This is a genomic window from Bradyrhizobium sp. P3_C3 (genome assembly GCF_056402655.1).
In genome coordinates this window covers 41381-63770 of record NZ_JBFUGY010000023.1, presented here as the reverse complement: position 1 = coordinate 63770, position 22390 = coordinate 41381, and the positions used below count along the sequence as shown (strand labels likewise).

Genomic DNA, 22390 nt, shown 5'->3' with positions numbered 1-22390 from the left:
AAAGTCCCGTAAGTTTAGCGTGATGAGGATGTGTCAGCGTCCGCCGGACACATCGAGAATGGCTGAGGTGACGTAGGAAGCCTCGTCCGACATCAGCCAGACGATGGCGTTTGCGATTTCGTCGGCGGTGCCGACGCGCTTCATCGGCACCATATGGGCCAGACGATGGGCGCGGTCGGGCTCGCCGCCGGCGGCGTGGATTTCGGTGTCGATCAGGCCGGGGCGGATGCCCGCGACGCGGATGCCTTCGCCTGCGACCTCATAGCCGAGACCGACGGTGAAGGAATCGATCGCGCCCTTGGACGCCGCATAGTCGACATAGGTATTCGGCGCACCAAGTCTGGCAGCGACCGATGACAGATTGACGATGACGCCGCCCTGGCCGCCGTGCTTGGTCGACATCCGCTTCACCGCTTCGCGCGCGCAGAGGATCGAGCCGGTGACGTTGACCGCCATCACGCGCCGGATGCGCTCCGCCGACATCTCGTCGACGCGCACGCCGCTCTGGCCGACGATGCCGCCATTGTTGACGAGTGCACCGAGCGTGCCGAACTTGTCGGCAGCCTTGAACAGCTCGATGATGTCGCTTTCCTCGGCGACATCGCATTTCACCGCGATGGCCTTGCCGTTGCTGGCCGCGATCTGGGCGACCACCTCGTCAGCAGCCGTTTTGTTGCTGGCGTAGCCGACGACGACACGGAAGCCGCGCGCGGCCGCCGCAATCGCGGTCGCCCGCCCGATACCGCGGCTGCCGCCGGTGATGACAACGACTTTATCCGTCACGCGCGCCTCCATGGTTCGACCCGCGCCGTCGCACGACAAGGCGACGGCGCTCGCAGAGCTTCAGGGATCAGAGATCGAGCACCAGGCGCGCCGGATCTTCCAGGCTCTCCTTGACGCGGACCAGGAAGGTGACGGCTTCCTTGCCGTCGATGACGCGGTGATCGTAGGACAGTGCCAGGTACATCATCGGGCGGACCTCGATCTTGCCGGCGACGACCATCGGCCGCTCCTGGATCTTGTGCATGCCGAGGATGCCGGACTGCGGCGCGTTCAGGATCGGGGTCGACATCAACGAGCCGTAGATGCCGCCATTGGTGATGGTGAAGGTGCCGCCCTGCATCTCGTCGATCTTGAGCTGGCCGTCACGGGCGCGACGACCGAAATCGGCGATGCCCTTCTCGATGTCGGCGATCGACTTGTTGTCGCAGTCGCGCACCACGGGCACGACGAGGCCCTTGTCGGTGCCGACGGCGACGCCGATGTGGTAATAATTCTTGTAGATCAGATCGGTGCCGTCGATCTCGGCGTTGACCGCCGGGATGTCCTTCAGCGCCTGCACGACGGCCTTGGTGAAGAAGCCCATGAAGCCGAGCTTCGAGCCGTGCTTCTTCTCGAACGCATCCTTGTAGTGGGCGCGCAGCGCCATCACGTTGGTCATGTCGACCTCGTTGAAGGTCGTCAGCATCGCCGCGGTGTTCTGCACGTCCTTGAGGCGGCGCGCGATGGTCTGGCGCAGGCGGGTCATCTTGACGCGCTCTTCGCGGGCGGCATCGTCGGCCGGCGACGGCGCGCGGACCTGAACGGCGGCGGCGGGCTGGTTGACCGGGGTCGGCGCCGAGGCCGCGCGCTCGATCGCAGCAAGCATGTCGCCCTTGGTGACGCGGCCATCCTTGCCGGAGCCCGGAACGGTCGAAGCGTCGATGCCGGTCTCGGCCGAGAGCTTTCGCACGGACGGAGCGAGCGGGGCGTCGGCCGGCGGCACCTTCGCAGCGGCCGGAGCCGGCGCAGCAGCCACGGCGGCCGGAGCAGCAGCGGCGGCGGGCTTCGCGGGAGCGGCGGCGGGCTTCGCAGCACCGGCACCGTCAGTGATCTGGCCGAGCAGCGCACCGACCGCAACGGTTGCGCCATCGGCAGCGACGATCTCGCTCAGCGTGCCGGCCGAGGGGGCCGGGACTTCGATGGTGACCTTGTCGGTCTCGAGCTCCACCAAGGGCTCGTCGACGGCGACGGGATCGCCGGCCTTCTTGAACCAGCGGCCGATGGTGGCCTCGGTGACGGATTCGCCGAGCGTCGGCACACGAATTTCAGTCATGGTCTTTTCCTTAAGGGATCGCCGGTGCGGTCAAAAATTCGGTCGTCATCGGCCCGCGAAAGGCAAGCCATCCAGCAAGCCGGACGTTCGTATTCTGCACGGACGTCGCGGCGTACTGGTGCCCCGCTCCAGTGCGCGATTGCGCACGAGGCGGGGCATGACGCAGTTCAGAAAGATCAGCTCAGTGCTTCGTCCAGGAACGCCTTCAACTGCGCCTGATGCTTGGACATCAGACCAGTGGCGGTCGCGGCGGAAGCGGCGCGGCCGACATAACGCGGACGCCGGCTCACACCGTGCACCTGGTTCAGCACCCATTCCAGATAGGGCTCGATGAAGTGCCAGGCGCCCATGTTGCGGGGCTCTTCCTGGCACCACACCACTTCAGCCTTCTTGAAGCGCGACAGCTCGGCCACCAGCGCCTTCAGCGGCACCGGATAAAGCTGCTCGACGCGCATCAGGTAGATGTCGTCGATGCCGCGCTTCTCGCGCTCCTCGTAGAGGTCGTAATAAACCTTGCCGGAGCAGAGCACGATGCGGCGGACCTTCTCGTCGGGGACGAGCTTGATCGCCTCGTTCGGCAGCATCTGGGCGTCATCATAGAGGATGCGGTGGAAGGTCGTTCCCTTCGCGAGCTCCTCCAGACGCGACACCGCCCGCTTGTGACGCAGCAGCGACTTCGGCGTCATCAGGATCAGCGGCTTGCGGATCTCGCGATGAAGCTGGCGGCGCAGCACGTGGAAGTAGTTCGCCGGCGTGGTCGGGTAGACCACCTGCATGTTGTCTTCGGCGCACATCTGCAGATACCGCTCCAGACGCGCCGAGGAGTGCTCCGGTCCCTGGCCTTCATAGCCGTGCGGCAAGAGGCAGACGAGGCCGGACATGCGCAGCCATTTGCGCTCGCCCGAGGAGATGAACTGGTCGAACACGACCTGCGCACCGTTGGCGAAGTCGCCGAACTGGGCTTCCCACAGGGTCAGCGTGTTCGGCTCAGCGAGCGAGTAGCCGTATTCGAAGCCGAGCACGGCTTCTTCCGACAGCAGCGAGTTGATGACCTCGTAATGTCCCTGCTCGTGGCCGAGATGGTTGAACGGCGTGTAGCGGCTCTCGTCTTCCTGGTCGATCAGGACCGAATGGCGCTGCGAGAAGGTGCCGCGCTCGGAATCCTGCCCGGACAGGCGGACATGGTGGTTCTCGTTGAGCAACGTGCAGAACGCCAGTGCTTCGCCGGTCGCCCAATCGATGCCGGCGCCGGTGTCGATTGCCTTGGCGCGATTGTCGAGGAAGCGCTGGATGGTGCGGTGGACGCGGAAGCCATCCGGCACCTTGGTGATCTTGCGGCCGATTTCCTTCAGCTCGGCGGTGTCGACGCCGGTGACGCCGCGGCGCGCGTCCTCTTCCTGGTCGGCGATCTTGAAGCCGGACCACTTGCCGTCGAGCCAGTCGGCCTTGTTCGGCTTGTAGGAGGTGCCAGCCTCGAACTCGGCATCGAGCCGCGCGCGCCAGTCGGCCTTGGCCTTATCGACCTCGCCCTCGGTCATCACGCCTTCGCTGATCAGGCGGCGGGCGTAGAGCTCGAGCGTCGACGGATGCGCCGCGATCCTCTTGTACATCACCGGCTGGGTGAAAGCCGGCTCGTCGCCCTCGTTATGGCCATGCCTGCGGTAGCAGAACATGTCGATGACGACGGGCTTGTGGAATTTCTGCCGGAATTCGGTCGCGACCTTGGCCGCGAAAACCACCGCTTCCGGATCGTCGCCGTTCACGTGAAAGATCGGCGCGTCGATCATCTTCGCCACATCCGACGGATAGGGCGAGGAGCGCGAGTAGCGCGGATAGGTGGTGAAGCCGATCTGGTTATTGACGATGAAGTGCACGGAGCCGCCGGTGCGGTAGCCCTTCAGGTCAGACAGGCCGAAGCATTCCGCGACCACACCCTGGCCGGCGAACGCAGCGTCGCCATGCATCAGCAGCGGCATCACCGAGATGCGCTGGTCCGGCGGATCGCCGTGCTGGTCCTGCTTGGCGCGGACCTTGCCGAGCACTACGGGATCGACGATCTCGAGGTGCGAGGGGTTGGCGGTCAGCGACAGATGGATGCGGTTGCCGTCGAACTCGCGGTCCGAGGAGGCGCCGAGGTGATATTTGACGTCGCCGGAGCCTTCGACCGCATCGGGGTTGGCCGAGCCGCCCTTGAATTCATGGAACAGGGCGCGGTGCGCCTTGCCCATCACCTGGGTCAGCACGTTGAGGCGGCCGCGATGCGGCATGCCGAGCACGACTTCCTTCACGCCGAGATTGCCGCCGCGCTTGATGATCTGCTCGAGCGCGGGAATCAGCGATTCACCGCCGTCGAGGCCGAAGCGCTTGGTGCCGGTGAACTTGGTGTCGCAGAACTTCTCGAAGCCTTCGGCTTCAACCAGCTTCGTCAGGATCGCGCGCCGGCCTTCGCGGGTGAACGAGATTTCCTTGTCCGGTCCCTCGATGCGCTCCTGGATCCACGCCTTCTGCGCGGCGTTGCTGATGTGCATGAACTCGACGCCGAGCGTCTGGCAGTAGGTGCGCTCGCAGATCGCGGTGATCTCGCGCAGCGTGGCGTATTCGAGACCGAGCACGTGATCGAGGAAGATCTTCCGGTCGAAATCGGCTTCGCTGAAGCCGTAGGTGCGCGGATCGAGCTCTTCGCGGTTGCGCGGGGCTTCGATGCCGAGCGGATCGAGCTTGGCGTGGAAGTGGCCGCGCATGCGGTAGGAGCGGATCAGCATCAGCGCGCGGACCGAGTCGCGCGTGGCCTGGAGCAGGTCGGCGGACGAGAAATCAGCGCCCTTGTTGCCCGCCTGGGCCTGCGCCTTGGCGGCGATCTTGGCACCGACCGCCTTCTCGACCTGGGCCCAGTTGCCGTCGAGGGCGGAGGTGAGGTCGTCCTGCGGGGTCAGCGGCCAGTTGGCGCGCTCCCAGGACGGGCCTTCGGCGTTCTTGCTGATATCGCCGGGCTGGTCGTTGAGGCTCTTGAAGAACTCCTGCCACTCGGCGTCGACCGAGGACGGGTCCTTCTCGTAGCGGGCGTAGATTTCGTCGATGTAGGTGGCGTTGGTGCCCTGCAAAAAGGAAGAGAGGGCAAAGGCTGCGTTCGCGTCCTGGCGAGACATTCTTGAGTTCCTGGCGATTTYGGTTCGCGCATAACAAACGGCGCTGGCGCTGAGCTCCCCGGCAGAGGCCCAGCGCGACAGGCACCATTTATCCTATTTGCTACGAAACTTCGCCCGGAAAAGTACGAAGAAGTGAATTAGCCTTTCAACTTTTCGGCAAGCGTGTGGCCGAGGCGGGCGGGAGACGGAGACACTGTAATCCCAGCCGATTTCATCGCGTCGGTCTTGGAACCGGCGTCGCCCTTGCCGCCTGAGATGATCGCACCGGCATGGCCCATGCGGCGGCCGGGAGGCGCGGTGACACCGGCAATGAAACCGACCATCGGCTTCTTGCGGCCGCGCTTGGCCTCGTCCTTGAGGAACTGGGCGGCGTCCTCCTCGGCGGAACCGCCGATCTCGCCGATCATGATGATCGATTCGGTCTTGGGGTCGGCGAGCAGCATTTCCAGCACGTCGATGAACTCGGTGCCCTTGACCGGGTCGCCGCCGATGCCGACCGCGGTGGTCTGGCCGAGGCCTTCCTGCGAGGTCTGGAACACGGCTTCATAGGTCAGCGTGCCGGAGCGGGAGACGATGCCGACGCTGCCGGTCTTGAAGATGTTGGCGGGCATGATGCCGATCTTGCACTCGCCGGCAGTCATGACGCCCGGGCAGTTCGGCCCGATCAGGCGCGACTTGGAACCGGCCAGCGAGCGCTTCACGCGGACCATGTCGATAACAGGAATGCCTTCGGTGATGCAGACGATCAGCGGGATCTCCGCGTCGATGGCTTCGCAGATCGCATCGGCCGCGCCCGGCGGCGGCACGTAGATCACCGACGCATCGGCACCGGTCTTCTCGCGCGCCTCGCGCACCGTGTCGAACACCGGCAGGCCCAGATGGGTGGCGCCGCCTTTGCCCGGCGAGGTGCCGCCGACCATCTTGGTGCCGTAGGCAAGCGCGGCCTCCGAGTGGAAGGTGCCGTTCTTGCCGGTGAAGCCCTGGCAGATGACCTTGGTGTTCTTGTCGATCAGGATGGACATGAGGTCTGCTTTCGCGAACTAACGAGTGAGAGGTCAGTGGATGCGGCGGTAGATGCCGGTGAGCACGTCGGCCCAGCCTTCCGCGTCCGGCGAGAACTGGATCTTCAACGAGTAGGAATTGTCGTCGATGATTTCGTAGACGTGGCGCGCATTGCCGCGGAGCGAGCCGCGCACCAGCGTCAGGGTCTTGCCGACCCAGCCGCCGGAGGCGGGCGAGGGCGGCGTGTAGCCGAGCGAGTCGTACCAGAACAATTTGTAGGTCCGGTCCTCACGATCGTAGGTGAAGAGGCCGTGGGTGGCGAAGACCTGCTTGCCGTCGCGCATCTGGGCCGAGTCCTGGATCAGATAGAACCCGTTGAGATCCATGCGCGCCACCACGTGAGAGGTGGCCGGCCCGCCCTCCGTCCAGCGCGACGGGAAGACCACCTCTTCGCCATTCCATTCGCCGGCGAACGCGGCGAGGCGCGTGTGCTCTGCAAGCGGAGATGATGCGGCGAGATGGTCCTGGGTCATGGCCTCAGCCTCCCTTGACGGCCTTCACGATCTTCTGCGCGGCGTCGTCGAGATTGTCGGCCGGCACCACGTTCAGGCCGGATTCACGGATGATCTTCTTGCCGAGCTCGACATTGGTGCCTTCGAGGCGGACCACCAGCGGCACGCTGAGGCCTACCTCGCGCACGGCGGCCGTGACGCCCTCGGCGATCACGTCGCACTTCATGATCCCACCGAAGATGTTGACCAGGATGCCCTTCACGTTGGGATCGGCGGTGATGATCTTGAAGGCGGCCGCGACCTTTTCCTTGCTGGCGCTGCCGCCGACGTCGAGGAAGTTCGCCGGCGCCATGCCGTAGAGCTTGATGATGTCCATCGTCGCCATGGCGAGGCCGGCGCCGTTGACCATGCAGCCGATATTGCCGTCGAGGGTGACGTAGTTGAGGTCGTACTTGGACGCCTCGATTTCCTTGGCGTCTTCCTCGGTCTCGTCGCGCAGCGCGAGCACCTCGGGATGACGGAACAGCGCGTTGTCGTCGAACGACACCTTGGCGTCAAGCACGCGGAGCTGGCCCTGCTTGGTCACGACCAGCGGGTTGATCTCCAGCATCGACATGTCCTTGGCGACGAAGGCGGTGTAGAGCTGCGCGGTGAGCTTCTCGGCCTGCTTGGCGAGATCACCGGAGAGTTTCAGCGCGTTGGCGACGGTGCGGCCGTGATGGCCCATGATGCCGGTCGCGGGATCGACCGAGAAGGTGACGATCTTCTCAGGGGTGTTGTGCGCGACGTCCTCGATGTTGACGCCGCCTTCGGTCGAGACGACGAACGAGACGCGCGAGGTTTCGCGGTCGACCAGGAGCGAGAGATAGAATTCCTTGTCGATGTCCGAGCCGTCCTCGATGTAGAGGCGGTTGACCTGCTTGCCGGCGGGGCCGGTCTGGATCGTCACGAGGGTGGCGCCCAGCATCTGCTTGGCGAATTCGGTGACCTCAGCGGCCGACTTGGCGATGCGGACGCCGCCCTTGTCGCCGGCCGAGGCTTCCTTGAACTTGCCCTTGCCGCGGCCACCAGCGTGGATCTGGCTCTTCACCACCCAGACCGGGCCCGGGAGGACCTTGGCGGCGGCTTCCGCGTCCGCGGGCTTCAGGACGGGGACGCCCTTTGAGATCGCGACGCCGAACTCGTTCAGCAGCGCTTTGGCCTGATATTCATGGATATTCATATGGTCGCTCCCTGAACCCGCGGGCGGTGACCTCTAGGGCCCACCTCAGTCTTGTGGCTGGCATACCATATACCACAGGAACTGCAACCCGGATTCTTTGACATCGAGATCTCTGGACTGCGGACCCGGAACCCGCCCGACGCGGGGCCCGGAAATGAAACCGCCGAAGACCGGTTTTTCGATCTTCGGCGGGGATTGCTCTCGCTTAGCGGCCGAGAAGATCGGGTGCGATCTTCTTGCAGGCATCGACCAGGCCCTGTACGGCGCCGACCGACTTGTCGAACGCCTCGCGGTCCTTGCCGGTGAGCTCGATCTCGACGACGCGCTCGACACCCTTGGCGCCGATCACGACGGGCACGCCGACATACATGTCCTTCACGCCGTATTCGCCGTTGAGGTAGGCGGCGCTGGCCAGCACGCGCTTCTTGTCACGCAGATAGCTCTCGGCCATCGCGATCGCGGACGCGGCGGGCGCGTAGAAGGCCGAGCCGGTCTTGAGCAGATTGACGATCTCGGCGCCGCCGTTGCGGGTGCGGTCGACGATCTCGTCGAGACGCGCCTGCGAGGTCCAGCCCATCTTGACGAGGTCGGGCAGCGGAATGCCGGCGACGGTGGAGTACTTCACCAGCGGCACCATGGTGTCGCCGTGACCGCCGAGCACGAAGGCGGTGACGTCCTCGACCGAGACGTTGAACTCGTCGGCCAGGAAGTAGCGGAAGCGCGAGGAATCCAGCACGCCGGCCATGCCGACGACCTTCTTGTGCGGCAGGCCCGAAGCCTTCTGCAGCGCCCACACCATCGCGTCGAGCGGGTTGGTGATGCAGATGACGAAGGCGTCGGGGGCGTATTTCTTGATACCGGCGCCGACCTGCTCCATGACCTTGAGGTTGATGGAGAGGAGATCGTCGCGGCTCATGCCGGGCTTGCGCGGCACGCCGGCGGTGACGATGCAGACCTTTGCGTTGTCGAGGGCTTCGTAAGAATTGGCGCCGGTGTAGTGCGCGTCGAAACCGTCGACCGGCGAGGACTGGGCGATGTCGAGCGCCTTGCCCTGCGGCACGCCCTCGGCGATGTCGAACATCACTACGTCGCCCAGTTCTTTCAGGCCGATGAGATGAGCCAACGTTCCGCCGATCTGACCGGAGCCAATCAAAGCAATCTTGTCGCGCGCCATGTGAACCTGTCCTTTAGACACGTTAAGGAGGGGAAAACTGAGACGGGTGGTTATCCCTTTCGCTCCCCCCGTTCAAGTCGGTGGATGCCCAATTGTCGGGCTTGGCGAACATTGAAGCGCATCCCTGTCATTCCGGGGCGCGACGAAAGTCGCGAGCTACGATGCGCAATTGCGCATCTGAGAATCCATAACCACCAGCGGGAGTATGGATTCCGGGCTCGTCGCTTCGCGACGCCCCGGAATGACAGCGCTGGCAAATAGGACTTAAGTCTCCACCAGGCCCTTGGTGGAGCCGCTGGCGGTAGAATCCTTGCGGCCGTGAGGCAGCGCCAGATAGGATTCCGAGCTCATCTCGATCAGGCGCGACGCCGTCCGCTTGAACTCCATGGCCTCGTTGCCCTCGTGGGCGAGGTAGAGCGAGATCGGATTGGCATCGGCCGAGGCCATCAGCTTCACGGCATTGTCATAGAGCGTATCGATCAGCGTGATGAAACGCTTGGCGGCGTTGCGCTGGGAAAAATCCATCACTGGAATATGGTCGACCAGGATGGTGTGGTAGTCGTGCGCGAGCCGGAGGTAGTCGGACGCGCCGAGCGGTTTTTCACAGAGATCCGCAAATCCGAACCGCGCCACGCCATGGGCCGAGCACGGCACGTGCAGGATGCGGCCCTTGAACGAAATATCGCGCGACTTGCATTTGGCGCCGCCGGTCATCTTCGACCAGGCGCGGCCGAGGGCTGCGTCCGCGTCGCCGTCGGCCGGCGTCAGCCACATCGGCACGCCCTGAAGCTTTTCCAGGCGGAAATCCGTGCGCGCATCGAGCCGCAGCACGTCCATGTGGTCGGTGATCTGCTTGATGAAGGGCAGGAACAGCGAACGGTTCAGGCCGCCCTTGTAGAGATCGTCGGGCGCGACGTTGGAGGTCGCGACCACCACGGTGCCGAGCTCGAACAGCTTTGCGAACAGGCGGCCGAGGATCATCGCGTCCGCGATGTCGGTGACGTGGAATTCGTCGAAGCAAAGCAGCCAGCTTTCCTCGAAGATCGCGTTCGCGGTCAGCGTGATGACGTCGCCATCGGCGATCTCGCCGCGCGAGATGCCCTGGCGATAATCGTAGATGCGCTCATGCGCTTCCGCCATGAACTCGTGGAAATGCGCGCGGCGCTTGTGCTCGACGGTACTGTGCTGGAAGAACAGATCCATCAGCATGGTCTTGCCGCGGCCGACCTCGCCATGGACGTAGAGCCCGCGCGGCGCCTCGTCCTTGTCGCCGCTGAACAAACGACTGAGCAGGCCCTGCTTGCGCTGCGGCTTGTAATTCGCGAGCCGCTGATCGAGCGCCGCATAGGCTTCGGCGATGTCGGCCTGCGCAGCATCGGGCTCGATCGCGCCGGACGCGATCTGGGCCTGGTATGCCTCGCGGAATGAGGAACTGGGAGTGGAGAGCATAGCTCTTTACCGCCAGAGATGCGCGGAAATTGCAAGCCGTGAATTGGTGGGCGGGGTATGCGTTCCGCGTCCCGGACGCGCTACGGGAAGCAGTGACGCTGCGCAGAGCGGGGACCCACTATTTCGTACATCCATCGTGGAGCGATGGGCCCCGGCCCAGCAGCGCACCGCCGTAGCGTGTCGAAGGCGCGCGTAAACGCGCTGATGGCGCTGCGCCGCGTCTGGGGCACGAGAGCTAGCTCACTCACACAGCTCGTAGGCGTCCTCGACCACATAGGGGCCGCCGCCGGTCGATGCGCGTGACGAGAACAAGACAAAACGTTCGGCCATGAACGCTTTGCTCGGGAAGTAACCGCGCAGCGAGAGATAGTCGGCGACGTCGCGGTCGGACGCGTCGTGCAGCCGGGCCAGCGTGACATGCGGGGTGAACTTGCGCCCCTCAGGGTCGAGGCCGATCCGCTGCATCATGCGTTCGAGCTCGGCCTGCAATTCCATCAGCGGCTTGCTCGGCGCGATGGTTGCGACCACCGCGCGCGGCTTGCGGCCGCCGAAGCTCATGAGCCCCTGCACCTTCACCTCGAAGGGCTTGCGATCAACGCGAAACAGCATCGATGCGATCTCGTTGGCGGACATGCCGTCGATATCGCCGATGAAGCGCAGGGTAACGTGATAATTTTCGGGATCGATCCAGCGGGCGCCGGGAAGGCCGCCCCGCAAATTGGAAAGCGTCTGGCCGATCTCGGCCGGAATTTCCAGACCTGTGAACAAACGCGGCATCGTTTCGCACTCCCGATGCTTGGGCATGATCCCTGGGAAGGATCATATCCAAATTGTAGAGCCGGCGACGAATCACCGGTACCCTGATTCCTATCGCAGTTGTGTGACTCTGCGAAGCATCGCGCGCCTCACCCCGGTAAAACCCTGGGAATTACGGTTAGCGCTGCCCGCTTTTCAGCGGCGCTGCTCGCTTATGTTGCGCAAAAATGCCTCCACGCTGGGCATGATGTTGTTAACGATGATGTCGACGCCGGCCGCGGTCGGATGAATGCCGTCGGCCTGGTTGAGCTTGGCGTCGGCCGCGACGCCGTCGAGGAAGAACGGATAGAGCGGCACGTCGAATTTTTTCGCAAGATCCGGATAAATCGAATTGAAGCGCGCGGCGTATTCCGCGCCGTAATTCGGCGGCGCCAGCATGCCGCACAGCATCACCGCGATCTTGCGTGTCTTCAATCGCTGGACAATGTCGGTCAACGCGGTACGCGTCAAATCGGGATCGATGCCGCGCAGCGCGTCGTTGGCACCGAGCTCGACGATCACGCCGTCGGTTCCGTCCGGGACCGACCAGTCGAGCCGGTCACGGCCGCCGGACGAGGTGTCGCCGGACACGCCGGCATTGGTCATGTCGACTGCTATGCCTTTGGCCTGCAAGGCTTTTTGAAGCTTTGTGGGGAATGCGTCCTGGGCCGGGAGGCCGAGGCCGGCGCTCAGGGAATCGCCGAGAACGACAAGCTTGACCGGCTTTGCCGCTTCGGCCCACGCCGGATCCACCACCGTCATCAAAGCGATCATCAACACGGCTATGTGCATGAAGAATCCGTAACGCCTCTCGACCGCGTGTGCGGAGTTGCCATATGACCGGACCATGGATAGTCGCATCGAAACCTCTTCGCTCGCCGGCACCGCGCCGGACACCATCGCCATCTCCAACGTCAATCTTTCATTGGGTACGGGCGCGGCACGCGTTCACATCCTCAAGGATATCAGCCTGCGGGTCGCCTCGGGCGAGACGATCGGCCTGATCGGCCCGTCAGGCTCGGGCAAATCCACGCTGCTGATGGTGATGGCGGGGCTGGAGCGTCCTGATAGCGGAGAGGTGGTGGTGTCAGGCACGCCTTTCAATGCCCTCGACGAGGACGCGCTGGCCCGCTTCCGCGGCCGCCAGGTCGGCATCGTCTTCCAGTCCTTCCATCTGATCCCGACCATGACGGCGCTCGAGAACGTCGCCGTGCCGCTCGAACTCGCCGGCAACCCTGACGCTGCAAGACGCGCGGCGCAGGAGCTGCAATCGGTCGGGCTCGGCGATCGCCTGCATCACTATCCGACGCAGCTGTCCGGCGGCGAGCAACAGCGCGTCGCGCTCGCCCGCGCGCTGGCGCCCGATCCCGCCATCCTCGTCGCGGACGAGCCGACCGGCAATCTCGACGAGGCCACCGGAAAACAGATCGTCGATCTTCTGTTCAACAAACACGCCGAGCGCGGCATGACGCTGGTGCTGGTCACGCACGATTCCTCGCTCGCGCAGCGCTGCGATCGCGTGATCCGGCTGCGCTCCGGCCGCATCGACACCCAGTCTGCGCCGGCATGAGCATCGCGGCCGAACCGTTCCCAAAACCCAACGGCGTCGCGCTGTCGCTGCGCTACGCGCTGCGCGAATTGCGCGGGGGCCTGCGCGGCTTCTATGTTTTCATCGCCTGCATCGCGCTCGGCGTGATGGCCATCGCCGGCGTCGGCTCGGTCTCGGCGAGCCTGAGCGACGGTCTCGCGCGCGAGGGCCGCACGCTGCTCGGCGGCGACGTCTCCTTCGTGCTGTTCCAGCGCGAGGCGAAGCCCGAGGAAGTCTCCTTCCTGCGCTCGCGCGGCACCGTCTCCACCGCAGCGACCTTGCGCGGGATGGCGCGCTCCGCCGACGGCCAGCTCGCGCTGGTCGAGATGAAGGCGGTCGACGACACCTATCCGATGCTGGGTCAGCTGACGCTGGCGCCGCCGCTGCCGATGTCCGACCTGCTCGCGGAGCGCGACGGCGCGTTCGGTGCCGCCGCCGATCCGACGCTGCTGGCGCGGCTGTCGCTGAAGACCGGCGACCGCGTCACCATCGGGAGCGCAACGTTCCAGATCCGCAGCACCGTCGAAGCCGAGCCCGACAAGCTCGCCGGCGGCATCGGTTTCGGGCCGCGCTTCCTGATCAGCGAGGCGGGCCTGCGCGCCACCGGCCTGATCCAGCCCGGCAGCCTGGTGCGCTGGGTCTACCGGGTGAAGCTGCCTGACACCGGCAACAGCGAGCGCGCCACCGACACCTTCATCGCGGACGCGCGCAACGCTGCGCCGCAGGCCGGCTGGGAGATCCGCAGCCGCTCCAATGCCTCGCCGCAGCTCGAGCGCAACATCAACCGCTTCACGCAATTCTTGACGCTGGTCGGCCTCGCCGCGCTCCTGGTCGGCGGCGTCGGCGTCGCCAATGCCGTCAAGAGCCATATCGACCGCCGGCTCGAGGTCATCGCGGCCTTCAAGGCGGTCGGCGCCACCGGCCGCGACGTGTTCGGCATCTATCTGGCGCAGGTCCTCCTGCTGGCGGGAATTGGCTCGGTGATCGGCCTCGCGCTCGGCGCCGCCATGCCGTTCGCCATCGTCGGCCTGTTCGGAAAGCTGCTGCCGCTGCCGGTGGTGCCGGCCGTGCATGCCGACGAACTCGCGCTGTCCTTCGTCTATGGCCTGCTCACGGCGCTTGCCTTCGGCCTGTGGCCGCTCGGGCGCGTGCACGACGTGCCAGTCGCCGCGCTGTTCCGCGACACCATCAGCTCCGAATGGCACCGGCCGCGCTGGAGCTATGTCGTGTTCATGGCCGTCGTGATCGCGCTGCTGATCGCGGTCGTGATCGGATTGTCCTTCGACAAGCGCATCGCCGCGGTGTTCGTGGCCTCCTCCGTCGTCGTGTTCGCCCTGCTCCGCGGCATCGCCGCCCTGCTGATGACGATCGCGCGCCGGCTGCCGCGCACGCGCCTGCCGATGCTGCGGCTGGCGATCGCCAACATCCACCGGCCGGGCGCGCTGACGCCATCCGTCGTGCTGTCGCTCGGGCTCGGGCTCGCCGTGCTCGTCACCATCACCCAGATCGACGGCAATCTGCGCCGGCAGTTCCTTGCGGCCCTCCCCGAGCACGCGCCGTCGTTCTTCTTCATCGACATCCCGAGCACGCAGGCCGAGCAGTTCGACGGCTATCTGCGCCGGATCGCGCCGGGCGCAAAGGTCGAGGACGTGCCGATGCTGCGCGGCCGCATCGTTGCTGCGCGCGGCGTGCGTGCCGAGGACCTCAAGCCCACCACCGATTCCGAATGGGTGCTGCAAAGCGACCGCGGCCTGACCTATACCGCCGAGCTGCCGAAGGGTTCCAAGGTGGTCGAGGGCGAATGGTGGAGCGCCGACTATTCCGGCCCCCTGCTGGTCTCGATGGAGAAGAAGATCGCCGACGGGCTCGGCCTCAAGCTCGGCGACGAGATCGTGGTCAACGTGCTCGGCCGCGACATCCCGGCCAAAATCGGCAATCTGCGCACCATCGACTGGCAGGGCATGGGCATCAATTTCGTGCTGGTGTTCTCGCCGAACGCCTTCAAGGGCGCGCCGCACACCCATATCGCGACGCTCACCGAGGCCGGCGGCACTGCGGCCGGCGACGGCAAGATCATCAGGCAAGTCGCCGACACCTATCCGATGGTGACGAGCGTGCGCGTGCGCGAGGTGATGGAGACGGTCGGCGCGGTCGTGACCAATCTGGCGCTCGCGATCCGCGGCGCCAGCGCCGTGACCCTGATCTCGGCGATCCTGGTGCTGGGCGGCGCGCTCGCCGCCGGCCACCGCCACCGGGTCTATGATGCGGTGATCCTCAAGACCCTCGGCGCGACCCGGCTGCGGCTGCTCGGCGCCTATGCCCTCGAATACCTGCTGATCGGACTTGCCACCGCGGTGTTCGGCGTGATCGCCGGCAGCGTCGCGGCCTGGATGATCGTGACGCGGCTGATGACGCTGAGTTTCGTCTGGCAGGCCGGCAGCGCGGCCGGCGTGGTCGCGGCGGCCCTGGTCGTCACGGTCGGACTTGGGCTCGCCGGGACGCTGCTGGCATTGAACAAAAAGCCCGCCACGGTGTTGCGGAATTTGTGACAAATGGTAGCGGGCGACCCCGCGATGTCGGAATCGCACGATTCCAGCGATTAACCACGTCTGCTCGCCAGGATTGCGGGCGAGGGCGACATTCAGCCGCGCGTGGACGGTTGCAGCGAATGTGTTAGTTTCCCACATATCCAATGGGTTCGGACCCCCGATTATGAGCCAGAATTTAGTCGGCACAGATCGGTATCCGAGATAGAATTTGACGAACCGGCGGCATGGCGACCCTCATGCCGGACCGGGCTAACCAACGGGAATTCGACCATGTCGGACCTAGACCGTAACTACGCTTCTCCTTTCGGCAGGGCCGCCGGGCGTGTTGACGCCGCGACGGTCGATGCCGGCCTGCGCGCCTATATGCTGCGCATCTACAATTACATGAGCATCGGCCTCGCCATCACCGGCCTGGCCGCGCTCGGCGTCTATATGGCCGCCGTGACCGACGTTCCGACCCCAGAAGCCGTCCGCGTCGGCAAGCTGTTCCTGACGCCGTTCGGCTACGCGATGTTCGTCAGCCCCCTGAAGTGGCTGTTCATGCTCGCGCCGCTCGCGATGGTGTTCGTAATCTCGGCGGGCATCAACCGTCTCGCCCCCTCGACCGCGCAGATCCTGTTCTGGGTGTTCGCGGCGCTGATGGGCATCTCGCTGTCCTCGATCTTCCTGGTGTTCACGCACACCTCGATCGTGCGGGTGTTCTTTATCACCGCGGCCACGTTTGGCGCACTGAGCCTCTACGGCTACACCACCAAGCGTGATCTGACCGGGATGGGCTCGTTCCTGTTCATGGGCCTGATCGGCATCATCATCGCGAGCCTGGTCAACCTGTTCCTGGCGAGCACGATGCTGCAGTTCATCGTGTCCGTGGTCGGCGTGCTGGTGTTCGCCGGCCTCACCGCCTGGGACACCCAGCGGCTGAAGAACGACTACATCTACGGCTACGCCTCGGCCGGCGGTGACATCGCAGAGCGTGCGGCCATCACCGGCGCGCTGTCGCTGTACCTGAACTTCATCAACCTGTTCACGCTGCTCCTGCAGCTCCTCGGCCAGCGCGACTAAGCGCTTCGACGAGGGAACGGATACGAACCCCGGCCGAGAGGCCGGGGTTTTTGTTTGGGCCGGGATGCGCGACGCCCCCCGCCGTCATCGCCCGCCTTGTGCGCAATTGCGCACTGGGGCGAGCGATCCGGTACGCCGCGGCGGCTCGGTTCTAGCCGCGCTGTCTCGGAGTACTGGATGCCCCGCCTGCGCGGGGTATGACAGCGGAGAAGGTTGGAGGGCTGCTGCGCTGGCAATGACGGAGCATGGGGAAGCGCCGTTGCCCCTTCCAGTGACCGCGGGAAGGCTCTAATCTCGCCGCCATGTCCGCACCTGAGATCAGGCCCGCCATTGAGGCCGACCTTCCCGCCATCACCGCCATCTACAAGCAGGCCGTCCGCGAGGGCACCGCGACATTCGAGCTGGCGCCGCCGGATCTGGCCGAGATGACGCGCCGCTACCGCGCGCTGATCGACGGCGGCTATCCCTATTTCGTCGCCATCCTCGATCGTAGCGTCGCCGGCTATGCCTATGCCGGCGCCTACCGGCCGCGGCCGGCCTACCGCTTCACGGTCGAGAACTCGATCTATCTCGATCCCACGTTCCACCGCCGCGGCATCGGCTCGTTGCTGCTGGACCGGCTGATCGTCGAATGCGAGGCGCGCGGCTTCCGCCAGATGATCGCGGTGATCGGCGATTCCGCCAATGCCGGTTCGATCGGCGTGCACACGCGCGGCGGTTTCAAGATGATCGGCACGCATCCCAATGTTGGCCTGAAATTCGGCCGCTGGCTCGACACGGTGATGATGCAGCGGGATCTGGGCGAGGGCGCGAGCACGGTGCCGAAATAGCCTCGGTCTCGTAGGGCGGGCAAAGCGACTTGTCCGCCCTAGCTCGGAGAGCGAAGGCGGAAGCGTGCCCACCATGCCCGGCGATTGAGGAAAGATGGTGGGTCACGGCGCGGTGCGCCTTTGCCCACCCTACGGCACCGTCCGTAAGGCTAAACCACCGCCAGCTTGCGATCGATCACCAGCAGCACGCGCTCGAGCTCGTGGCCGCGGCGCAGGATCAGGCCGGTCGCCGAGATCACGCTGTACATGCCCTGCTTGCGCGCCAGCCGCGGGTCCTTCTCGATCCGATAGATCGGCACCTCCGAGGCGCGGCGGAAGACCGAGAACACCGCACGGTCCTTCAGGAAGTCGATGGCATAGTCGCGCCACTCGCCGTCGGCGACCATGCGGCCGTACAGGTTGAGGATGCGGTTCAGTTCCAGCCGGTTGAATGTCACCCGGTTGGGTTGGGCATTCGCAGCGGTGGGGCGCGCCACTGCGCGCTGCTCGCTCGGATCGGCATCCTCCGGCGTCAGACTCATCGAGCGCCTCCTCATCTCGCGGTATGATCGCATCCGCGAAGGACCGTCCCCGGAACCGCGGATCATGACAATTGCATGATCGCGCCAACTGTTCCCCGCCGCAAGGGGCTCTTCACTCAACTGATTGAATCGGGTGCGAATCGGAGCACACGCAGGAGTGGAATTCTGTCGCGGCAAACCGTCACGGGATCGTTAGAAGGAATCTTGATATCGCCGCTTTTCCGCCAAGCGCCTGCCGCCCTGCATTGCGAAAAGACCTGTGTGCGTTGACCCGGTCCTTTCGGTTCCGGATTCCTCAGCCCCCAGCCCCCCGGGGCCGTCAGGATCGGGTCTGTACGCGCGACAAGGAGGGCCAACGCAAGTTGGTCCTTTTTGGTTTGTGCCGAGATGTTTCCGGCACGACCAACTTCCCTCTGATTAACGCGACGACAACTCTCTCCCCTCATCCTGGGGAGCCGCGAAGCGGCGTCTCGCAGGATGGAAGGCCGCGCTGCATCAGCCGCGCCTGCATGGTTCTCGCGGCGATGCGTAGCATCGTCCGCCTCGCGCGCGAGGGCGCGCTCCTCACCATGAGGCGTGAGAGCGAGTGCGACGTTGGCGAGAGAGATCGGATCTAGTGCAGCGACGTGTACGCCGCGCCGAGCATCGCACCCGGCTTCTCACGGCTGCCGTCCTGGACATAGACCACAGCGCCGTCGACGCCATCGCGCGTGAGATTTTCCAACGGCACCGTCCAGCTTTCTGGACGCCCGTTCCAGTCGCCGACCTTGAGCAGGTTGCGCACGACGTTGTGATAGGTGATCTGCTGCCCGCGGTTTTCGCCACGGCTGATTGCGATCGGCACCGATTTCGTGATCGAGCAGATCCAGACCTCACCATGCGAGACCGCCGACTCCTTGCTCGCCGCCACCGAGACGTTGATCTGCTTGCCTGCAAGCGACATCGTCACCGGCACGCTCATTACGCCTGTGCCGTTGTCGGTCTTGCCGATCGCGCTCTCGATGCCGGCGCGATCGCTGCCGATGACATGCGTCGAACCGTTGACCACGACTTGCGGCGTATAGACCTCGCGGTCGCCGCGCATGCGCGAATAGGCGCGCTGCCGCGCCGAGAAGCGCGAATCCGCAAGCGTGTCCTTCCAGCCGAGATAATCCCAATAGTCGATCGGCATGCTCAGCGCGATGATCGACGGGTCGTTGGAGAGATCGCCGATGACCTGGTCGGCGGGCGGGCAGGAGGAGCAGCCTTGCGATGTGAAGAGCTCGACTACGGCGCGAGGATCAGCCTCGGCGGGACGGATGACGGCGACGATGGCGCAGATACCAAGTGCTCCCGACCAGAGTGCACCGGACCAGCGCGAAACCAGATTAGAAGCCATCATTGCAGTCATTTTGAACGTCACACCTCGCACGCGTGGGGGAAGATCCTATCGCCTGATGGTCACCGTAGTCTTACGGGCATCGTACACTCACCCGTCCGGGGCGAGGTTTTCCGCCGGGCGGGACCATCGGACGCGTGTTCTAACGCACGAAGGCGGCCTTGTGATAGGCCGCCCTCGTTTAACCTTCTACTCACGTCGCGGTGAGCCACCGTTCACAAATTCGCGCTTAGGCCGCGAGCTTGCGCAACACGTAGTGCAGAATGCCGCCGTTCCGGTAGTAATCGAGCTCGTCCAGCGTATCGATGCGGCAAAGCAGCGAAACCCGCTGCAACGAACCGTCGCCGGAGACGATCTCCGCGGTCAGCTTCTGACGCGGCTTCAGGTCGCCGACCAGGCCGCGCAGCGTGACCTTCTCGTCGCCCTTCAGGCCGAGCGACGACCAGGAGGTGCCTTCCTCGAAGGTCAGCGGCAGCACGCCCATGCCGACCAGGTTGGAGCGGTGGATACGCTCGAAGCTCTGGCAGATCACGGCGCGGACGCCGAGCAGGCGCGTGCCCTTCGCAGCCCAGTCGCGCGAGGAACCGTTGCCGTATTCGGCACCGGCGAACACCACCAGCGGCACCTGCTCCTGCTGGTACTTCATCGCGGCGTCGTAGATCGACATCTGCTCGCCGTCGGGCCAGTGCTTGGTGAGACCGCCTTCCGGGATATTTCCGTCAGCGCCCTTCAGCATGAAGTTCTTGATGCGGATGTTGGCGAAGGTGCCGCGCATCATCACTTCATGGTTGCCGCGACGCGTGCCGTACTGGTTGAAGTCGGCCGGACGCACCTGGTGTTCGCTGAGATATTTGCCGGCGGGCGAGGTGAGCTTGATCGAACCGGCCGGCGAGATGTGGTCGGTGGTGATCTTGTCACCGAACATGGCGAGGATGCGCGCCTCGATGATGTCGGTGACCGGCTCCGGCTCCTTCTTCATGCCGTCGAAATAGGGCGGGTTCTGCACATAGGTCGAGCTCATGTTCCAGCGATAGGTCTCGCTCTCGACCGTCTTGATCTTGCGCCAGTTGGTGTCGCCCTTGAACACGTCGGCATACTTCTTCTTGAAGATCGACGCGGTCACGAACTTCTTCATGAAAGCGTTGATCTCCTTCGTCGTCGGCCAGATGTCCTTGAGGTACACCGGCTTGCCGTCCTTGCCTTCACCGAGCGGCTCGACGGCGAGGTTCTTGGTGACGCTGCCCGCGAGCGCGTGGGCGACGACCAGCGGCGGCGAAGCGAGATAGTTCGCCTGCACGTCCGGCGAGACGCGGCCTTCGAAGTTGCGGTTGCCGGAGAGCACGGCGGCCGCGACGATGCCGTTGTCGTTGATCGACTTCGAGATCTCCTCGGGCAGCGGACCGGAATTGCCGATGCAGGTGGTGCAGCCGAAGCCGACCAGGTTGAAGCCGACCTTGTCGAGATCGGCCTGCAGACCGGAATCGGCGAGATAGGCCGCGACCACCTGGCTGCCCGGCGCGAGCGACGTCTTCACCCACGGTTTTGCCTTGAGGCCCTTGGCGGCAGCGTTGCGCGCAAGCAGGCCGGCGCCGATCAAGACGCTCGGATTCGAGGTGTTGGTGCAGGAGGTGATGGCGGCGATCACGACGTCGCCATGACCGATCTCGAAGTTCTTGCCGTCGACGGCAAAGCGCTTCCCGGGCTCGTCGGTCTTCTTGTACTCGGTGCCGAGCGCGAGCGAAAAGCCTTCGGCGACCGACGGCAGCGCGATGCGGCCTTCGGGACGCTTCGGACCGGCCATCGAGGGAACTACGTCGCCGAGGTCGAGGGTCAGCGTTTCCGTGAACACCGGATCGGCCGACTTGGCGGTGCGGAACAGGCCCTGCGCCTTGGCATAGGCCTGCACCAGCGCGACGCGCGCCGGAGCGCGGCCGGAGGTCTTGAGGTAATCGAGCGCAGCAGCGTCGACCGGGAAGAAGCCGCAGGTCGCGCCATATTCCGGCGCCATGTTGGCGATGGTCGCCTTGTCGGCGACGGACAGGTGATCAAGGCCGGGACCGAAGAACTCGACGAACTTGCCGACCACGCCGAGCTTGCGCAGCATCTGCGTCACGGTCAGCACGAGGTCGGTCGCGGTGACGCCTTCCTTCATCGCGCCCTTCAGCTTGAAGCCGACGACGGTGGGCAGCAGCATCGACAGCGGCTGGCCGAGCATGCAGGCTTCCGCCTCGATGCCGCCGACGCCCCAGCCGAGCACGGCGAGACCGTTGACCATGGTGGTGTGGGAGTCGGTGCCGACCAGCGAGTCGGGATAGGCCACCTCGAAGGTGCCGGTCTTCTTGCCGACCGTCATCTTCTCCTTCTTGGTCCAGACCGTCTGGGAGAGATATTCGAGATTAACCTGATGGCAGATGCCGGTGCCGGGCGGCACGACGGAGAAGTTCGAGAACGCCTTCTGGCCCCACTTCAGGAACTCGTAGCGCTCCTGGTTCTGCTTGTATTCCTCGGTGACGTTCTTGCCGAAGGCCTTGTTGTCGCCGAAGAAGTTCACGATCACGGAGTGGTCGATGACGAGGTCGACCGGCACCAGGGGGTTGATCTTCTCGGCATCGCCGCCGAGCTTCTGCATCGCGTTGCGCATCGCGGCGAGGTCGACCACGGCCGGCACGCCGGTGAAATCCTGCATCAGCACGCGGGCCGGGCGGAATGCGATCTCATGCTCCAGCGACTTCTTGCGCAGCCACTTCGACACCGCCACGATGTCTTCCTTCTTGACCGTGCGGCCGTCCTCGTTGCGCAGGAGGTTCTCGAGCAGAACCTTCATCGAATAGGGGAGTTTCGAAATTCCCTTCAGACCATTCTTCTCGGCCGTGGGCAGGCTGTAATAGACATAGGTCTTGGCGCCGACCTTGAGGGTCTTTTTGCATTTGAAGCTGTCGAGCGAGGTCATGTAGGAAATCCCAATTGTTAGTTATACCCGGCAAGGGGTATTTTAACACCGTCAGCGAGTCCGGCTGGGTCGCTTGCAGGGGCAGGTTAAGTTGCTGCATCAAGTAGTTCCGGGCTT

At 64.7% G+C, this 22390-nt stretch carries 17 protein-coding genes; 4 read left to right on the top strand and 13 right to left on the bottom strand.

Translation table 11 applies throughout. The features are described from left to right. Nucleotides 1–33 precede the first annotated feature (33 nt). The 10 genes from AC1DW2_RS24805 to AC1DW2_RS24760 form a co-directional block, all read right to left on the bottom strand. Nucleotides 34–795 carry an SDR family oxidoreductase gene (locus AC1DW2_RS24805; RefSeq protein WP_094183824.1) on the bottom strand — a complete coding sequence of 254 codons (762 nt, stop codon included), beginning with the start codon at nucleotides 793–795 and terminating at the stop codon, nucleotides 34–36. A 55-nt stretch (nucleotides 796–850) separates the two neighbouring features. Next, nucleotides 851–2095 carry a 2-oxoglutarate dehydrogenase complex dihydrolipoyllysine-residue succinyltransferase gene (odhB, locus tag AC1DW2_RS24800; RefSeq protein ID WP_477007324.1) on the bottom strand — a complete coding sequence of 415 codons (1245 nt, stop codon included), beginning with the start codon at nucleotides 2093–2095 and terminating at the stop codon, nucleotides 851–853. Between the two features lie 176 nt (nucleotides 2096–2271). Further along, nucleotides 2272–5241 (bottom strand): 2-oxoglutarate dehydrogenase E1 component, encoded by a 2970-nt coding sequence (locus AC1DW2_RS24795; protein WP_063980415.1) that lies wholly within the window; start codon nucleotides 5239–5241, stop codon nucleotides 2272–2274. Nucleotides 5242–5378: 137 nt separating this feature from the next. Next, nucleotides 5379–6263, bottom strand: a complete 885-nt coding sequence (sucD, locus tag AC1DW2_RS24790) for a succinate--CoA ligase subunit alpha (protein ID WP_025575976.1) — start codon at nucleotides 6261–6263, stop codon at nucleotides 5379–5381. Between the two features lie 33 nt (nucleotides 6264–6296). Next, on the bottom strand, nucleotides 6297–6776 hold the full coding sequence (locus AC1DW2_RS24785; RefSeq protein ID WP_071908646.1) for a DUF1579 family protein: 480 nt from the start codon (nucleotides 6774–6776) through the stop codon (nucleotides 6297–6299). Between the two features lie 4 nt (nucleotides 6777–6780). Continuing rightward, on the bottom strand, nucleotides 6781–7977 hold the full coding sequence (gene sucC / locus AC1DW2_RS24780) for an ADP-forming succinate--CoA ligase subunit beta (RefSeq protein WP_477007323.1): 1197 nt from the start codon (nucleotides 7975–7977) through the stop codon (nucleotides 6781–6783). Between the two features lie 205 nt (nucleotides 7978–8182). Continuing rightward, nucleotides 8183–9151: a malate dehydrogenase gene (gene mdh / locus AC1DW2_RS24775; protein WP_063980412.1), complete on the bottom strand. Its 969-nt coding sequence runs from the start codon at nucleotides 9149–9151 to the stop codon at nucleotides 8183–8185. 264 nt (nucleotides 9152–9415) lie between these two features. Further along, nucleotides 9416–10600 carry a cell division protein ZapE gene (gene zapE, locus AC1DW2_RS24770; protein WP_477007322.1) on the bottom strand — a complete coding sequence of 395 codons (1185 nt, stop codon included), beginning with the start codon at nucleotides 10598–10600 and terminating at the stop codon, nucleotides 9416–9418. Nucleotides 10601–10840: 240 nt separating this feature from the next. Continuing rightward, complete coding sequence (gene thpR, locus AC1DW2_RS24765; protein ID WP_063985994.1) at nucleotides 10841–11377, bottom strand: RNA 2',3'-cyclic phosphodiesterase; 537 nt, start codon at nucleotides 11375–11377, stop codon at nucleotides 10841–10843. Nucleotides 11378–11551: 174 nt separating this feature from the next. Beyond that, on the bottom strand, nucleotides 11552–12187 hold the full coding sequence (locus tag AC1DW2_RS24760) for an arylesterase (RefSeq protein ID WP_208083924.1): 636 nt from the start codon (nucleotides 12185–12187) through the stop codon (nucleotides 11552–11554). A 55-nt stretch (nucleotides 12188–12242) separates the two neighbouring features. On the opposite strand from AC1DW2_RS24760, the gene AC1DW2_RS24755 reads away from it, so the two are divergent. From AC1DW2_RS24755 to AC1DW2_RS24740, 4 genes are all read left to right on the top strand, one after another. Further along, a complete protein-coding gene (locus AC1DW2_RS24755) occupies nucleotides 12243–12965 on the top strand; it encodes an ABC transporter ATP-binding protein (RefSeq protein ID WP_071908649.1) in 723 nt (240 codons plus the stop codon). Then, nucleotides 12962–15532 carry an ABC transporter permease gene (locus AC1DW2_RS24750; protein WP_477007321.1) on the top strand — a complete coding sequence of 857 codons (2571 nt, stop codon included), beginning with the start codon at nucleotides 12962–12964 and terminating at the stop codon, nucleotides 15530–15532. Before AC1DW2_RS24755 ends, AC1DW2_RS24750 begins: the two co-directional genes overlap by 4 nt. Nucleotides 15533–15802: 270 nt before the next feature. Further along, nucleotides 15803–16594, top strand: coding sequence for a Bax inhibitor-1/YccA family protein (locus AC1DW2_RS24745; RefSeq protein WP_014490629.1), 792 nt, complete (start codon nucleotides 15803–15805; stop codon nucleotides 16592–16594). A 302-nt stretch (nucleotides 16595–16896) separates the two neighbouring features. Beyond that, a complete protein-coding gene (locus tag AC1DW2_RS24740) occupies nucleotides 16897–17424 on the top strand; it encodes an N-acetyltransferase family protein (protein WP_477007320.1) in 528 nt (175 codons plus the stop codon). Between the two features lie 149 nt (nucleotides 17425–17573). On the opposite strand, the gene AC1DW2_RS24735 is transcribed toward AC1DW2_RS24740, so the two are convergent. From AC1DW2_RS24735 to acnA, 3 genes are all read right to left on the bottom strand, one after another. Further along, nucleotides 17574–17945 (bottom strand): DUF2794 domain-containing protein, encoded by a 372-nt coding sequence (locus tag AC1DW2_RS24735; RefSeq protein ID WP_063980407.1) that lies wholly within the window; start codon nucleotides 17943–17945, stop codon nucleotides 17574–17576. A gap of 613 nt (nucleotides 17946–18558) precedes the next feature. Further along, nucleotides 18559–19335, bottom strand: a complete 777-nt coding sequence (locus tag AC1DW2_RS24730; RefSeq protein WP_063985992.1) for a DUF1223 domain-containing protein — start codon at nucleotides 19333–19335, stop codon at nucleotides 18559–18561. 217 nt (nucleotides 19336–19552) lie between these two features. After that, nucleotides 19553–22273: an aconitate hydratase AcnA gene (gene acnA / locus AC1DW2_RS24725; protein WP_063980406.1), complete on the bottom strand. Its 2721-nt coding sequence runs from the start codon at nucleotides 22271–22273 to the stop codon at nucleotides 19553–19555. Nucleotides 22274–22390 lie beyond the last annotated feature (117 nt).